A 15398-nucleotide genomic window follows, 5' to 3' on the forward strand; every position below is an offset into this window, starting at 1 on the left:
AAAAGCCTGCATCCATGAAGGACAGAGAATGATGAAAACCCTGCTTTTTGAAATCGGAACCGAAGAGATTCCCGCAGGCTATCTGGATCCTGCGGTGGCGGCCCTGGCCGCCTTTCTGGAAAAGGAGCTGACGGCCGCCCGTGTGGCCTTTGGCCCTGTGGAGACCTTTGCCACCCCCCGTCGCCTTGCGGTGCGCATTGGGAATGTGGCCCTGATGCAGCGTCCGGAAACCACGGAAATGATGGGGCCTCCGGAAAAGGCCGCCTTCGGGCCGGACGGAAACCCCGGTGTGCCTGCGGTGAAGTTTGCGGAAAAGGCGGGGATTCCCCTGGAAAAGATTGAAATCCGGGACACCCCCAAAGGCCGCTACCTTTTTGCCCGTGTGGAGGAAAAGGTAAGACCTGTGGCAGAGCTTCTTACAGAACTTCTGCCCGCAGCCGTACGGGCTCTTCCCTTTCCCAAGGCCATGCGCTGGGCCCATACGGATCTGGCCTTTGCCCGGCCCATTGTGGGTTTTGTGGCCCTTTTCGGCGAAGAGCTGATTCCCTTTGAGCTGGAGGGCATCTCTTCGGGTCGCAGCACCACAGGACACCGTTTTCACCATACGGCCCCCCTGACCATCGATCTTCCCGAAAACTACGAGGGCATCCTTAAAAAGGGCGGCATCATCGTGAATGTGGCGGAGCGTAAGGCTGCCGTGGCCGCAAGCGTGGAGGCCGTGGCCGCCGCAGCAGGTGCAAGGGTGATCCCCGATGACAGGCTCCTTGACATCAACACCCACCTTGTGGAGGCGGCCTGTCCTGTGATGGGAAGTTTTGATGCCGCCTTCCTTGAGGTGCCGAGGGAGGTGCTCATCACCTCCATGCGGGAGCATCAGAAATATTTTGCCGTGGAGGATACGGAGGGGAGGCTGCTTCCCAACTTCATCGCCGTGAACAACACCCGCCCCAAAGACATGAACCTTGTGAAGGAGGGGCACCAGCGGGTGCTGCGGGCCAGGCTTTCCGATGCCCGCTTCTTCTGGGATACGGACAGAAAGGCCAGCTTTGAGCAGTGGAACGGGAAGCTGGAGCAGGTTCTGTTCCAGGCAAAGCTCGGCACCATTGCCGAAAAGGTGGCAAGAATCCGGGCGCTCGCTGCGCGTATTGCCGGGGCGCTGGAGCTGGATGCGGCGCTTGTGGCGGACATTGACCGTGCGGCAGGCCTCTGCAAGGCCGACCTCGCCTCCCAGATGGTCTATGAGTTTCCGGAGGTGCAGGGCGTGATGGGCCGGGCCTATGCCCTGCTCTGGGGGGAAAGTGAGCGGGTGGCCTTTGCCATGGAAGATCACTACAAACCCCTTGGCAGCGGTGGTTCTCTGCCCAGAGATCTCTGTGGGGTGGTGCTGGCCATGGCGGACAAGCTCGATACCCTCTGCGGCTGTTTTGCCGTGGGGCTGAGGCCCACGGGTGCGGCGGATCCCTTTGCCCTGCGCCGGGCCACCCTAGGCATCCTTCAGATGCTGCTTGAGCGGGATCTTTCCCTTTCCCTTGGGGATCTTGTGGGCTTTGGTCTTGAAATTCTCGGGGATAAGAAGACCGAGGATACGGAAGAGACCCGCCGTGCGGTTCTGGAGTTCATACGAACCCGCCTTTCCAACCTGCTTGCGGAGCAGGGACTTTCCAGGGAAAGCCTTGCCGCTGTTCTGGCTGTGGAGGGGGATCGCGTCCCTGAAATCCGCAGACGGGCCGAAGCCCTCGACCGCATGAAACACCATGCGGATTTCATGGCCCTGGCAGGGGCTTTCAAACGTGCGGCCAATCTCCTGAAAAAAGCAGGGGAGGTGAGGCCCGAAGTGAGTCCTGCCCTTCTTGCGGAAGTTTCCGAGAAAAATCTTCATGAAGCCCTGATGCGCTGTACCAAGACCGTGGAAGAGCAGATGGCCGCAGGGGATCTGGATGCAGCCCTCGCCACCATCGCCACTCTGCGGACTCCGGTGGATGCCTTCTTTGACGGGGTGATGGTCATGGCCGAGGATGAGGCCTTAAGGGCCAACCGCCTGGGGCTTCTTGCCACCATTGCGGCTCTTTTTGGCCGGATCGCCGATTTTTCCCGCATGGGCTGAAAGGGATACTTTTTTTCCGGGAATCTGGTATGGGGCCGGGTTCCCGGAAGTGATTTTTGATTTTACGGAGTACCATTCTGCGTCAGCTACAGGGGTAAAATCTGCGACACATGGCAGGACAGGGTGGTAATCAAATTGATTTTTAAGAAATTCCCTTCGCAACGGGTGCAGGGAACATTGTGGAAAAGAGAGAAGGAGGATGCAATGGCAGGTTTTGATCCGGAAAAGGACAAGGTACTGAAATCCTGGCACTCCGAGGAAACGGGGCTGGTGGTGGCCATCCACAGCTATGCCGGGGGGGAGGCCAAGCTTCAGATCGGGCCCAGAATGCTGAAGAAAAAGGACGGTTCGGATCGTGCGCCGGTCAAGGCCGGTCGTCTTACCACAGAAGATGTGCAGTTTCTCTATGATATCATTGATGAAATTAAAGATGGTCTCGAAGAGTTCAACAACCCCATGGGGTAAGATCCATCCATGCAGGACAACGGGGAGGGCTGGAAAGTTTTATGGAAAAGGGGGGCATGGAAGTGGCGGCAGCACGGGCGGTCTGGTTGCGGGAAAGGCTTCAGTATCACAGCCACCGGTATTATGTGCTGGATGACCCGGAAATTTCCGATGCGGAGTATGATGGTCTCTTCCGGGAGCTTCAGGAACTGGAAGCTTCTTTCCCGGACTTGCAGACTCCGGATTCCCCGAGTCTGAGGGTGGGGGCGGCTCCCCTTTCCGCCTTTCCCCAGATTGCCCATGCAAGGCCCATGCTCAGTCTGGACAACGCCTTTGACGCGCCGGAGTTTTTCGCCTTTGTCCAGCGGATCCTGAAAGCCGGGATTGTCTCTCCCCTTTTTTCCGTGGAACCCAAGATGGACGGCATTGCCGTTTCCCTGCGCTATGAAAAGGGCATTCTCGTGCAGGCAGCCACACGGGGAGACGGTATGGTGGGCGAGGGCATTACGGAGAATGTGCGCACCATCGCCAACCTCCCTCTGCGGCTTCAGGGGGAAGGGCTTCCGGAAGTGCTGGAAGTCCGGGGGGAGGTGGTCATGGATCGCGAAGGTTTTCTCCGCCTGAACCGGAAGCGGGAAGAAGCTTCTGAAAGTGCCTTTGCCAATCCGAGGAATGCGGCCGCAGGCTCTTTGCGTCAGCTGGATTCCCGCGTTACCGCTTCCCGGCCCCTGCGTTTTTTTGCCCATGGCCTGGGGGAGGTGCGGGGCCTTTCCCTTTCTTCCATGGAAGAACTCTTCACCTTTTTGCGTCATGCGGGCTTTGCCGTGAGCGATCTTGTGAGAAGCGCTGTTCCGGCCGGAGAGGTGCCGGAACTCTACGCCGCCATGCTCAGCGGGAGGGAGGATCTTCCCTATGAGGTGGACGGGGTGGTCATCAAGGTGGAAGCCTTTGTCATGCAGGACGCTCTGGGTATGACCTCCCGGACACCCCGCTGGGCCCTGGCCTGGAAGTTTCCCGCCATGGAGGCCCGCACCCGCCTTGAGACCATAGAGGTGCAGGTGGGCCGGACGGGGGTGCTCACCCCCGTGGCCATCCTCACTCCTGTGGAGGTGGGCGGGGTCACCGTAAGCCGGGCCACCCTGCACAACATGGATGAGATCACAAGAAAGGACATCCGCATCGGCGATCAGGTCTTTGTCCAGCGGGCCGGAGACGTGATCCCCAAGGTGGTGAAGGTTCTTTTTCATCTGCGGGACGGATCGGAAAAACCTTTTTTAATGCCGGAGACCTGTCCTGTGTGCCAGAGCAGGGTCTTGCAGGAGGAAGGGGAGGTGGCCCTGCGCTGTGTGTCCGCGACCTGTCCTGCCCAGCTTAAAGAACGCATCCGTCATTTTGCCTCCAAGGCGGCTCTCGACATTGAAGGCCTTGGCGAAAAACTGGTGAACCAGCTGGTGGACCGGGGGCTTGTGACGGGGTATGCGGATCTTTTCCGTCTTGATGTGGCAGCGTTGTCCGCCATGGAGCGCATGGGCGAAAAATCCGCAAAAAATCTTGTGAAAGCCATTGAGGAAAAAAAGGTTCTGCCCTTTTCCCGCCTTTTATATGCCTTGGGCATCCGCCATGTGGGGGCGCACACGGCCAGACTCCTCAGCAGAAATTTTGAAGATTTTTCAGCGCTGATGGCTGCGGAGGAAAGGGAGCTTTCTGCCATTGAGGGCATTGGCCCTGTGGTGGCCGCATCCCTTCAGCATCATTTCTCGAGGCCGGAAAACCGCGAGGCCCTGGAAGGACTTTTTGGCCAGGGTCTCTGTGTCACCCCGGAAAAAATTTCTGATGTGGAAAAGGGCGGTCTTCAGGGAAAAATTTTTGTCCTTACCGGCACTCTTCCCAGTCTTTCCCGCAAGGAAGCCCAGGAGCGTATCGAGGCCGCAGGCGGCAGGGTGACGGGAAGCGTAAGCGCAAAAACCCATTTTGTGGTGGCTGGAGACAAGGCGGGGAGCAAACAGGAAAAGGCCCTCGCCCTGGGGATTCCCGTTCTGGATGAGGCGGGCCTGCTGGCGATGCTTGGGAATAGAGAATAAACCGCATTCTTTTGAGCCTCTTTAAAGTGTTCTTCCCCTTGTGAAATGAAGACTTCTATGAAGACAGGTACAGCAAATCCTATTTTTTTTCACGTGGATGTATTTTCCTGCGGGCCATTAACGGGCAACGGACTTGCCGTTTTTTTAGGGGCGGATGGCTGGTCTTCATCCTTCATGCAGCGGCTTGCGCAGGAAATGCGCCAGTTTGAATCCATCTTTCTTTCTGAGGTTTCGGCTTCAGGGGCCAGAGCCCGGATCTTCACCGTTGAGGAGGAGCTGCCGTTCTGCCAGACCTACCCAAATCTACCCATAGGTAGCTTTGGCGCTGACTTCCTGCTTCCCCGAGGCTGGTTTCACCCCTGCCTTGCGGCGAGAGCCAGAGCCTTCCTCTCCACAGGCTTCAAGATCCGGCGGAACTCGCCGTACTGTGAACTGCAAGGTTTTTCAGATTGATAGCCGCATTGACATCCCGGTCATGGGACATCCCACATTCCGGACAGATCCATGACCGGGCTGAAAGGGACAGCGTTTCAAGCCTGTGACCGCAGCCGGAACAGGTTTTGCTGCTGGCAAACCAGCGATCCGCAAACTTCACAAGGCCGCCACGCATTTCCGCCTTGTAGGTGATCTGGCGGCGGAACTCGAAAAAACTCATGTCGCTGATGGAACGGGCCAGCTTGTTGTTTTTCATCATGCCCTTCACGTTCAGATCTTCCACCACAAGGGTATCGAACCTGCGGGTGAGGGAAGATGTGAGTTTGTGCAGGGAATCGTTGCGGATATTGCGGATTCTGGCATGAATACGGCTAAGCTTTCTTCTGGCCTTGTTGCGGTTTGCAGAGCCTTTTTCTTTTTTGCTCAAGGACTTTGAAAGGCGTTGCAGGCGTTTCAGAAGGGCGGTGTGAGCCTTGGGGCCTTCAATCTTTTCTCCCGTGGAAAGGCTTGCCAGTGTGGATACGCCAAGATCAACACCCACAGCGCCTTGGTTTTCGGCGACGGGAAGGTGATCGGGTTTAGAGATATCCACGGCGATACTGACAAACCATCTGTCCGCCACACGGGAGACGGTGGCAGACAGGATCTTTCCTGTAAAACGAAGCTCTTCCCGCATTCTCACCCAGCCAAGAACCGGAATGCGGATCTTTTTCCCTTTAACGGTGAACTGATCGTTGGTGATGCTGAAGCGGTCGTTCACGCCCTTTTTGCGGAAGGTCGGATACTTGGCACGACCCGCAAAGAAGTTTTTAAACGCTTCGCCAAGCTGGATAATGGCCATCTGCGGAGCGCATTTGGTGACTTCCTTCATCCATGGGAAATCCGTATGCTTGATGGCGTTCAAGTCCCGGCGCAGGGACATCTGGGAAGGTTTTGGAAGGCCTGGGTCTTCTTTCCATGCCGCATACTGTTTGCTCCACTGATCCAAAGCCCAGTTGTAGGCAAAACGGGCCGTGCCCGCAGCACGGGCAAAGTAGTTTTCCTGGACGTTATTTGGATCAAGGGCAATCTTATGGGCAATGAGCATGGCTTACTCCACAGCCTTTTTCAGGTTTTCGAGAAGCTTTTTGTTCTTCCGGGATCTGCTGCCATAGAGCCTTGCGGAAAAAACGGTGATGATTTCCAGAACATCCCTGGCAAGATCTTCTTCAAAGCCTGTATCCGCATCTTCACCCTGCTGCGCAGGGCTGGCATCGCTCCGCGAACCCTGATTAAGAATGACCACCTCCACCTCTTTGGCTTCGCAGATGGCAAAAATCAGTTCCGCGCCAAAACGGAGCAGGCGGTCTTTGTGGGTGAGAACAAGGCGGCCAATGCTGCCTTCAAGGATGGTCTCGATGAGCTTTTTCAGGCCCTTTTTCTGATAGTTCATGCCGGAGCCAAGGTCGGAGAGAATCTCGAAAGTCCAGCCCTGCCGGGCGCAGTACATTTCAAGAACCTGCTTCTGCCTTTCAAGATCCTCCTTCTGGTCATGGCTGGACACACGGGCATAGGCCAGGGTGCGGCGGGTGTCCGACGGGGCATGAAAAAGCTCAGGTTTCAGGGCCGCAAGATCATAGCGCCGATGCCCCGAACTGGTTCTCTCCGGCGATATGCGGCCTTCAGCTTCCCACCTTCTCAGGGTGGGGATGGATACACCTAAAACTTCTGCGGCTTTGCCGATGGGGACAAGTCTATTCATGATGATAAGAATAGATAATATTTAATTAGATGTCAAGTGGGCAGTTAATAGCCCTTTGCCGGACATCCGGCTCTGGGGGCAGCGGCGGTACTGCATCGTATGCAGGCGGCAGGGAAAAAGAGGGCTGAATGGGTACTGGCAATGCCCCATGGGAAATCCGTGATAACAAGCCTCCGGGTGGAGGAGCATTATCTCTGTGAAATGAATCAGGGGAAAGCGGTTTTCGGGCCAGCGCTTTCCTGGACGGACGTAAGCCCTGTTCTGGCACGGCTGGGGCTTGGGGAAAACGACGGGGTCAGGGATCTTGACGCCCGGGTGATTTCAACGGGGCTTCCCTATCTGATCCTCCCCGTAAGGCCGGAAGCCCTTGCCAGAGCTGCCATCCGGGGAAAGGATCTTGAGTCTGTCCTGGAAGCCTTTGGGGCAAAATTTATTCTGCTTTTTGATATCGAGGGTCTGGAAATCAGAACCTGGGATAACCTGGGACAGATGGAGGATAGTGCCACGGGAAGTGCCGCAGGCCCTGCTGGTGCTTATCTTGTGCATCACGGACGCCTTTCTCCGGAGCAGACTGTGATTCTGGCCCAGGGCCGGTTTGCGGGACGGCCCAGTCAGCTTACGGTGGTTCAGGATCCGGAAGGGACTTTGCGGGTCAGCGGGGAAGTCTGGCCCGTCAGTCACGGAGTTCTGGACATGGATTCCGGTAAACTATGGGCCGAAACAGAAAGAATCCGGTGCTGAGTCTGCAAGGTCAGGGCAGAGTCTTTCTTATCGGTCTTTTTATCCTCTGCCAGTCCGGAACAGGAATTCCCGATGACAGCAGGCGGTGATCCGGAATCTCCCGGAGGTTCATCATGAAGATCGTGTATCTGGCGGATTACATGGACTGGGTGCCATTTCTTGCCCGCTGGCATGTGGCGGCCTGGCAGCCCCTGTATCCGGGATGGTGCGAGGAAGAGGCGGCTGCGGAGCTGCGTACCCACAGGATGGGCTGTGCTCTTCCCACCACCCTGCTGGTTCTTGAAAACGGGAGATGCCTTGGATCTGTGAGTCTTCTTCAGGAAGATGCCCGGGAATTTGCTCCCCTTTCTCCCTGGCTGGGGAACCTTTATGTCACGGAAACGGCACGAAAAAGGGGAATTGGCAGAAAGCTGGTTCTTCGGGCTGAAGAAGAGGCCCGGAGTCTTGGCATTCCAGTGCTCTATCTTTTTACCGAAGACAGGGAGGACTTCTATACCGTTCTGGGCTGGCAGCGTCTGCGCGTTGATACCCTTTCGGGCAGGGTGGTGGTGATTATGGAAAAGAGGCTGTAGGGCGGAAGTGAGGGGCTGTTGAACCCTCTTCCAGGATGCCGGAACAACCATAGAGAGGACAGGCTATGAAAAAGCGGATTTTTCTGACGGTGTTGGTGTTGTTGGCACTGGCTGTTGTCGTTTCTGCCCAGAACGGGGAGCCGGAATTTCGCATTGGCCGTCTGGTCATGGCCACAGAAATCCAGGATCGGGAACCTGTGGGAGAGGCCACGGTTTTTTCCGGGGATACGGAAAGAATTTTCTGTTTTCTTGAGGCAGAAAACATCCTTCAGGATACCTTTGTGACCTTTGCCTGGATTTATGAGGGGGAGGAAATTCATCGGATTGATTTACCCCTTTCGGCGGGGTCACGCTGGAGAACACGGGCGGAAAAGAGTCTTTACGGTCTCACGGGTCAATGGCGGGTTGAAATCCGTGATGCTGCGGGCAATGTGATGGACACCGTCGCCTTCAGGGTGGAATAAGCTGGTTTCTGGCTGAGAAAAGCGATGGAAGGGAAGACAACAGGGAAACCTTAAGGTTTCCCTGTTGTCTTTGAAAAAGCTCAGGCCATCAGGGCACAGGGGGCCAGGATCACGCCGCCGGGCTTGAATTTTTGGGGCATGTTTTCTGTGGCGGTCATGGTGAGGCCAAGGATTTCCATGCAGGGATGATTTTCAGGGTCAAGAAAATGGATGTTACCGAAAAGGGTGTGGCTGTCACAGTTTTCCAGCGCATAGCTGAGGATGCTGACCGGAGGCGCTGTTTTCATGTTTACAAAGGAAGCGGGAAGGCGCAGGACTTTTACCCCCGTTGGGAGATACAGCCTGCCCGTACTTTCAAAGCCAAAGAGGCAGGCCAGTTGCATGGCGCTGTCCAGTACCAGAGAAAGGGGATCCGGGTGGGCCTGAAGGGTTTCCGGCAGGAGTTCTGCCTTCATGCCGTCCTTTCCCATGGAGACGATGGTCTGAAGCACCTGATACCCCTGGCCGTGAAAGAGAATTTCCCGGTAAACGGTTTCCCTGTTTCTGGGGTAGGGGCGGGGATGGGAAAGGGCTGGGGGCGGGGAGGGGGATGCGGCATCCCACCGTGCGCGGGCCTGCATTCTGGGTACAGGCGGACTTTTTTCCAGGGAAACCAGGGTGAGAAGGTCGTCTTTTTTTTTCAGATCCAGGGGAAGGGTATCGCCTTCTTCCAGCACGCAGCCCTTTAAAAGGCGCAGATCCTCCAGTACCCGGAAGGACGGATGGTTTTTTTCTTCCGTAAGGGGTTCCTGGCGCAGCATTTCACAGGCAAGGGAAGCAAAGGGCACCACCGCCTTTTCTCCAAGCCTGTGATCCCTGAATTCAGGATGGGTCTGAAGGGAAAAAATCCGGGGGGATTTTTTCCCCTTTGTCTTTGCCGGATGTTTTCCGGAAGTCCTGGTATGTTTTTCCCCTTCCCCATCTTCACCGGGGAGGTCATCGGGATTTTTGGGGGAAAGATGACCTGCTGCGATGAGAATTTCCGGAAGTTTTCCGGAGATCAGTTCGTCACAAAAGGCTTCGCTCCCTTTGTCCAGGGGAAGGAGGGAAATGCCCTGACGCTGGAAATGCCGGGCCAGGGCAGGGGTCACCATCCCCCCCTCCCAGGGCCCCCAGCAGATGGAAAGGCTGCGGCAGTTTTCCCGTCTCACCTCCTCCCTGCGGGCCAGGGCATTGAGAAAGCCGTTGGCCAGGGCATAGTCCGCCTGTCCGGGATTGCCTTCCAGGCTGGCTACGGAAGAAAAGAAGATCATTCCCTTCAGAGGCTTTTTTTCCAGGGCTGCGGCCATGCGTTTTGCGGAAAGGGCCTTCACACCAAAGACCTTGTCAAAGTCTTCTTCCCGTTTGTCCACCATGGCCCTGTCCGCCAGCACACCGGCGCCGTGTACCCAGTAACTGGGGGCAGATCCCTCCTTTTCAAGCATTGCCATGAGGGTGGCGGGTGCTTCGGGATCTTCCAGATCCAGGGAAAGATACCGGGCCTCGCATCCCATGGTCTTCAGTTTTTGCAGGGTTTCCCGGATGGCGCGGCTGCTCTGGAGGGCGCGGAAGGCGGTGTCCAGTTCTCTGGGCGTGGGGATTTTACCGTTAAAATGATGGCGGAGCAGGGCCTTGCGTATTTCCTCTTCGGTGCGGATACCAGAAAGCCAGAGCGGTTCGGGCTTAGGCTCCGGGGATCTGCCCGTAAAGAGCAGGCGGCAGGGGTAGCTGCGAACCAGGGCTTCGACACAGGCTGCGGTGACACCGTAGGCCCCTCCCGTGACCAGCATGAGATCCTCCGGCTGAGGGGGCAGGAAATCGGGATTTTTATCGCGGAGGGGAAGGGCCTTGAGACGGGGGGTTCGGATTTTGCCCCTGGATCCGCATCCAAGGATGAGGGGGCCTTTGCCAAAGAGAAGGGGGGCCAGCAGGGACTCGGGGTGTCTGGCGTCCAGGGCCAGATCCGCAAGACGGAGGGAAATCCGGGGCCATTCCTTTTCCAGGGTTCGCATGAGTCCGGCAAGACTCTGGGTTTCCGGGGAGGCGCTGAAGGGATTTTTCTGGCCCAGATGTCCGTCGCTACGGGTAAAGAGGCAGAGGGAGCAGGGGCTTTCAGATAAAAGGGCCTTTTTACCCCAGGTGCCGAGAAAGCAGAAAAGATCTCTCAGGGCTTTTTCGGTATGGTTGCGATCCCAGGGGATGATGAGATTTTCGTGGAAGGTTTCAGCCTGATTTCCGGAAGAAAAGAAAAGGGCTTCCTTTCCGGAAAAAATTCCTTTGAAAAGGGCAAGTGTGTTCTCATCCCCGAAGTCTTCCAGAATGGCAGGGGAGGCAGGCTGAAGGGGGTTTCCAGGCAGGCTCTCTTCCCAGAGCATCTGGTTGCGGAGGATAACAGGGGGAGAGGACTCAGGAGTTTTTTCCTGAGAAGGGGACTCCGGAGCCTGCTGGGGGAGGGGGAAGGCCGTTTTTTCCGGCATATGGACTTCCGGTGCGGGAGGCCCTTCCAGCAGGGCGGCAATGCGGCGTACACTGCGGCATTCCTGAAGGGTTTCCTGGGGCAGGGTTCCCAGAACCGGATAATGGCCTTCCAGTTCCGATAGAATTTCCACCCGCTTGATGGAGTCAATCCCGAGATCGCTTTCGAGATCCATATCCTCCTGAATCATGTCTTCGGGATAGCCGGTCTGAGCGGCAATGACGGCCCGTACCCTGTCCATGGGGAGGATGCCGGAAGGGGAGCTGTCCGGGCGAGAGGCTTCCGGATTCCGGATGGGGTTTTCCGGGAGTGTCGCTGGTGTCGGAGTCACAAGGCGGGCAATGGCCGCGATGGTGCGGGCTGTGACCAGAGTTTCCTGGGGCAGGCTGGCCAGGCAAGGATACAGTCCTTCCAGTTCCGACAGAATTTCCACCCGTTTGATGGAATCAATGCCGAGATCGGCTTCCAGATCCATGTCCTGCTGGATCATTTCTTCAGGATAGCCGGTCTGACGGGAAACCACGCCCGTAATGGCAACGATGGCTGAGGCGGGGGTGATGAGAGTGGAAAGATCCTGGGAAGGGGCCTGGGATGCGGGTGAAGAGCTGGTTCCCTCGGGTTGGGAGAGGAGGGCAACAAAGGCCCCGAGGGTGCGGGCTTCGGCAAGAATCTCCGGTGCCAGGGAGGACAGTTTGGGAAAATGCCCTTCCAGTTCCGACAGAATTTCCACCCGTTTGATGGAATCAATGCCGAGATCGGCTTCCAGATCCATGTCCTGCTGGATCATTTCTTCGGGGTAACCCGTTTGTCGGGAAACCGTGGCAATGAGAAGGGAAAGGATGGTGTTTTTCGGTTCCGGGCTGTGGTGGCCCAGGGGTACCGAGGGGGGCGGAACAGGGACTGGTGCCGGCGGACTGTGTTGCAGAAAGGCCCTGGATTCTGAGGCGCTGACGGGGGAAGCCAGCTCTGTCGGATAGGGGGGGGGGACGTTTTCAGGTGGGGGGGGCCGATGGAAGGCCGGGGTGGCTTCCGTCGGGATCGGAGGGGCACCGGGCATTCTGGTTTCCGCAGGTGTATGGACAGAAAAGGCTGTGTTCCCCATGGTGGTCAGCAGCCGTTCCAGAGTGCGGCCTGCTTCGGATTGCAGGGACAGAAACTGTTCATGGGCGCGGGTGGTCTGTTCCTGAAGACTGCGCAGGGTGTGCAGACCCTCCATCAGCACCGTTTTGTCCATGGGAACTCCTTTGGATGAGGGGGATGGGGGACGGGACGGCTCGGTGTGAACCCTGACAGGGGCATCCTGGGAAGGTGCGGAAGGCTGGAGGCCTTCACTTCTTGCTTCCGGGGGCTCTTTCCGGGATTTTTCCTGAAGTCCTTTTGTGAGGCTGGAAGCGGAAGGTGGCTCTTCTGTCCGGTCTTCAGGGTGGCTTTTTCCCACAGAACCTGTGGGTACGGGGGGCGTGGCCTTTTCCATGGCCTTGCCGTTTTTGCCTTTGGGCTTGAGGTTGGCACCGGAAAGCCAGACCGTCATTTTGCGTCTGGGGTTGGGGGGGGGATCGGGCAGACCTGCCCAGTTCACCCCATAGCCTAAGGCGGCAAGATGACAGAGAAGGACGAGAAGATCCCGGTCTCCTGCATTTTTACCGGAAGAGGCATCCATGGCGAAACCATGAACGGTTTCGGATTCCAGAATGGCGGAGGCAAGGCCGGTGAGCACGTTTTTGGGGCCGACCTCCACAAAGGTGCGGACACCCATCCCAAAAAGATCCCGTACATTTTGAATGAAACGCACGGGAGAAAGGAGCTGGGAGGCCAGGGTTTTTCGTATGGCTCCCGTTTCTTGGGGATAGGCCTTTCCCGTGGCATTGGCCATGACGGGAAGGACGGGGCTTTGGGGCTTGAGGGCTTCCAGGGCTGCTTCAAAGGGTCTGGCCGCATCTTCCACCAGAGGGCTGTGAAAGGCTGCGGCAACGGGAAGGCGGATGCCCCGGATCTTATGGGTTTTCAGCGCCTTGGCCGCATGATCCAGGGCAGCGCTTCCGCCGGAAAGCACACACTGGGAAGGGCTGTTTTCATTGGCCAGCACCACATCCAGGTTTTCCTTTTCAATGAGACTGCGAAGGCTTTCCACATCGCCTTTCACAGCCATCATGCTTCCCCGGTCACGGGGGTCATCGGGATCGCCCGCCATGTAGCGGCCCCGGAGTACGGAAAGCTGCATGCATTCTGCTTCGGAAAAGACACCTGCGAGGGCCAGGGCGGGAAGTTCACCGTAACTGTGACCGCAGACTGCGTCCGGATCTATGCCAAAACGTTTGAGGACTTTTGCCATGCCGAGACTGACGCAGCCAATGGCGGGCTGGGCAAGATCCGTGCTGCGCAGGGCTTCTTCCTGGGTTCTGGCATCTCCTTCCAGGGGATAGATGGAACGGGAAAGGAGATGCTCCTTTCTGTGCTCAGCACCCTGTTCCCGCAGGGCCACATCGGCCATCTGGAGACTTTCCAGCATTTCAGGAAAAATACAGGCCAGGGAACGTCCCATTCCCGGATACTGGCTGCCCTGTCCGGGAAAGAGAAAGGCGAGTTTGCCCGGTTTTTCCCCTTTACCGAGAAAGAGATTGCCGTGAACTCCCTCCCTTTCCTCTTCAAGGAAGGTTCTGGCCTGGGAAAGAAGCGTCCTGATGTCCGTATCCGGCTCCAGAAGGAGAAGAAGCCGCAGGGGGTGTGCCGGGGAAAAGTTTTTTCTCGACAGGGCACAGATTTCCTGAAGCTGGCGGGGTTCCCTGGGATCCAGGCTTTCCAGGTCGGAAAGTCTGGAAAGGAGGCTTGTCCTGTCCGGGCCGGAAGCGGAGAACACCTCGTGATGAAAATCCCAGGCCCTTTCCCTGCGTTCTTTTACGTATTCCTCCAGCACGGCATGGTAGTCCGCCCCTCCGAAACCAAAGGCGCTGACCGCCGCACGCCGTGGCCGGTCCGGTTCTGTGATCCAGGGGATGGGGGCTTCCAGCATCCGGAATCCCGAGTTTTCCATTTTAAGATCCGGATCCGGCGGCAGATGCTTCAGGGCCGGGGGCAGAATTTTATGGTAAAGGCAGAGCACGATCTTGATGAATCCCGCCATACCCGCAGCGGCTTTGGCATGACCGATATTGGCCTTAACGGAGGAAAGGATGCAGGGATGGCTTCCCCTGTCCGTACCGTAGACCGTTTGCAGGGCTTTGAATTCCACGGCATCGCCCACACGGGTTCCGGTACCGTGGGCTTCCACGAGATCCACGCTCTGGGGGGCAAAGCCTGCTTCTGAGCAGGCTTTTTTCAGGGCGCGGATCTGCCCTTCTGCACCTGGTGCGTAAATGCTCTGGCTTTTACCGTCGCTGGCCGTTCCCATGCCCTTGATGACGGCATAGATGCGATCCTCATCCCTTTTTGCATCCTGAAGGCGTTTCAGCACCACCATGCCCACCCCTTCACCGAGAACGGTGCCGTCGGCCTTTTCGGAAAAGGGTCTGGCGTCCCCGGAATGGGAGAGCACCCCGGTCTGGGCAAAGCACATGTGCATGAAGATGTCGTTCAGGGTGTCCACACCGCCGGTGATGACCATATCCGCTTTGCCGGTCTGAAGTTCCATTGCGGCCATGTACACGGCGGCAAGGGAGCTGCCGCAGGCGGCATCCACCACGCAGTTGCTGCCCCCGAGATCCAGGCGGTTGGCGATGCGGCCTGCAATGACGTTGCCGAGCAGTCCCGGAAAGGCGTTTTCCTGCCAGGCCGTATGGCCTTCGGCCATGCGTTCCAGAATGGCGGTCTTCTGTGCTTCCGTCAGCCCTTCCCCTTCCAGGGCTTCCTTCCAGATGGGGTGGCTGAGGCGGGAGGCCAGCGGCACCACCAGCTCCTGGGTGCCCGTTGCGCCGAGAAGCACGCTGACCCGGGAGCGGTCGAATTCCCGGCTCTGGGGGTAGCCCGCATCGTCTAAGGCACAGCGGGCCGTGACGAGACCGAGAAGCTGGGAGGTGTCCGTCACTTCAAGGAGGTTCGGCGGAATGCCGAAGGCCGCAGGATCAAAGGGATAGGGTGCAAGGTAGCCCCCGCGGGTGCAGTAGGTCATGTCCGGCGTGCCGGGGGAGGGCGCGAAATAGGCCTCCCTGGGCCAGTGGCTGGGGGGTACTTCGGTGATGGTGTCGAGATTGCGGAAAAGAAGCCGGAAAAAAGCCTCCTTGTCCGGAGATGCGGGAAAAAGACAGGCCATGCCGACGACGGCGAGATCACAGGGCTTTTGTGTAGGGGAAGCGCTCATGGGAATTCCTGGTAAAAAGTTCCTGGTA

Annotated in this window: 9 protein-coding genes and 1 pseudogene; 7 read left to right on the forward strand and 3 right to left on the reverse strand. The window is 57.5% G+C overall.

Annotated features, from left to right (window positions below; all coding sequences use genetic code 11):
* Nucleotides 1-28: 28 nt before the first annotated feature.
* The 4 genes from glyS (at nt 29) to BR04_RS01295 (ending at nt 5082) form a co-directional block, all read left to right on the forward strand.
* Nucleotides 29-2104 carry a glycine--tRNA ligase subunit beta gene (glyS, locus tag BR04_RS01280; protein WP_496354165.1) on the forward strand — a complete coding sequence of 692 codons (2076 nt, stop codon included), beginning with the start codon at nt 29-31 and terminating at the stop codon, nt 2102-2104.
* A gap of 204 nt (nt 2105-2308) precedes the next feature.
* Nucleotides 2309-2569, forward strand: coding sequence for a hypothetical protein (locus tag BR04_RS01285; RefSeq protein WP_496354166.1), 261 nt, complete (start codon nt 2309-2311; stop codon nt 2567-2569).
* Between the two features lie 41 nt (nt 2570-2610).
* Nucleotides 2611-4629: an NAD-dependent DNA ligase LigA gene (gene ligA / locus BR04_RS01290; RefSeq protein WP_496354167.1), complete on the forward strand. Its 2019-nt coding sequence runs from the start codon at nt 2611-2613 to the stop codon at nt 4627-4629.
* Between the two features lie 57 nt (nt 4630-4686).
* On the forward strand, nt 4687-5082 hold the full coding sequence (locus BR04_RS01295; RefSeq protein ID WP_496354168.1) for a PhzF family phenazine biosynthesis protein: 396 nt from the start codon (nt 4687-4689) through the stop codon (nt 5080-5082).
* Here BR04_RS01295 and BR04_RS01300 read toward each other — a convergent pair.
* Both BR04_RS01300 and BR04_RS01305 read right to left on the reverse strand, forming a co-directional pair.
* Nucleotides 5030-6151, reverse strand: coding sequence for an RNA-guided endonuclease InsQ/TnpB family protein (locus BR04_RS01300; RefSeq protein ID WP_496354169.1), 1122 nt, complete (start codon nt 6149-6151; stop codon nt 5030-5032). The two genes, BR04_RS01295 and BR04_RS01300, sit on opposite strands and share 53 nt — an antisense overlap.
* A 3-nt stretch (nt 6152-6154) precedes the next feature.
* Nucleotides 6155-6805, reverse strand: a complete 651-nt coding sequence (locus BR04_RS01305; RefSeq protein WP_496354170.1) for an IS607 family transposase — start codon at nt 6803-6805, stop codon at nt 6155-6157.
* 63 nt (nt 6806-6868) lie between these two features.
* Between BR04_RS01305 and BR04_RS01310 the strand changes: the two are divergent.
* From BR04_RS01310 to BR04_RS01320, 3 genes and pseudogenes are all read left to right on the forward strand, one after another.
* Nucleotides 6869-7546, forward strand: a pseudogene (locus tag BR04_RS01310) (PhzF family phenazine biosynthesis protein); the annotation flags it as partial.
* A gap of 113 nt (nt 7547-7659) precedes the next feature.
* Complete coding sequence (locus BR04_RS01315) at nt 7660-8118, forward strand: GNAT family N-acetyltransferase (RefSeq protein ID WP_496354171.1); 459 nt, start codon at nt 7660-7662, stop codon at nt 8116-8118.
* 65 nt (nt 8119-8183) lie between these two features.
* A complete protein-coding gene (locus BR04_RS01320) occupies nt 8184-8582 on the forward strand; it encodes a DUF2914 domain-containing protein (RefSeq protein WP_496354172.1) in 399 nt (132 codons plus the stop codon).
* An 80-nt stretch (nt 8583-8662) separates the two neighbouring features.
* On the opposite strand, the gene BR04_RS01325 is transcribed toward BR04_RS01320, so the two are convergent.
* Nucleotides 8663-15370 (reverse strand): SDR family oxidoreductase, encoded by a 6708-nt coding sequence (locus BR04_RS01325; RefSeq protein WP_496354173.1) that lies wholly within the window; start codon nt 15368-15370, stop codon nt 8663-8665.
* Nucleotides 15371-15398 lie beyond the last annotated feature (28 nt).

It is taken from the genome of Desulfobotulus sapovorans DSM 2055, assembly GCF_059569355.1.

What these genes read in the sequence shown, in the direction of transcription:
- BR04_RS01285 (WP_496354166.1), top strand. Translation starts at nt 2,309, where the DNA reads ATGGCAGGTTTTGATCCGGAAAAGGACAAGGTACTGAAATCCTGGCAC.
- BR04_RS01315 (WP_496354171.1), top strand. Translation starts at nt 7,660, where the DNA reads ATGAAGATCGTGTATCTGGCGGATTACATGGACTGGGTGCCATTTCTT.
- BR04_RS01295 (WP_496354168.1), top strand. Translation starts at nt 4,687, where the DNA reads ATGAAGACAGGTACAGCAAATCCTATTTTTTTTCACGTGGATGTATTT.
- BR04_RS01325 (WP_496354173.1), bottom strand. Translation starts at nt 15,370, where the DNA reads ATGAGCGCTTCCCCTACACAAAAGCCCTGTGATCTCGCCGTCGTCGGC.
- BR04_RS01300 (WP_496354169.1), bottom strand. Translation starts at nt 6,151, where the DNA reads ATGCTCATTGCCCATAAGATTGCCCTTGATCCAAATAACGTCCAGGAA.
- glyS (WP_496354165.1), top strand. Translation starts at nt 29, where the DNA reads ATGATGAAAACCCTGCTTTTTGAAATCGGAACCGAAGAGATTCCCGCA.
- ligA (WP_496354167.1), top strand. Translation starts at nt 2,611, where the DNA reads ATGGAAAAGGGGGGCATGGAAGTGGCGGCAGCACGGGCGGTCTGGTTG.
- BR04_RS01305 (WP_496354170.1), bottom strand. Translation starts at nt 6,805, where the DNA reads ATGAATAGACTTGTCCCCATCGGCAAAGCCGCAGAAGTTTTAGGTGTA.
- BR04_RS01320 (WP_496354172.1), top strand. Translation starts at nt 8,184, where the DNA reads ATGAAAAAGCGGATTTTTCTGACGGTGTTGGTGTTGTTGGCACTGGCT.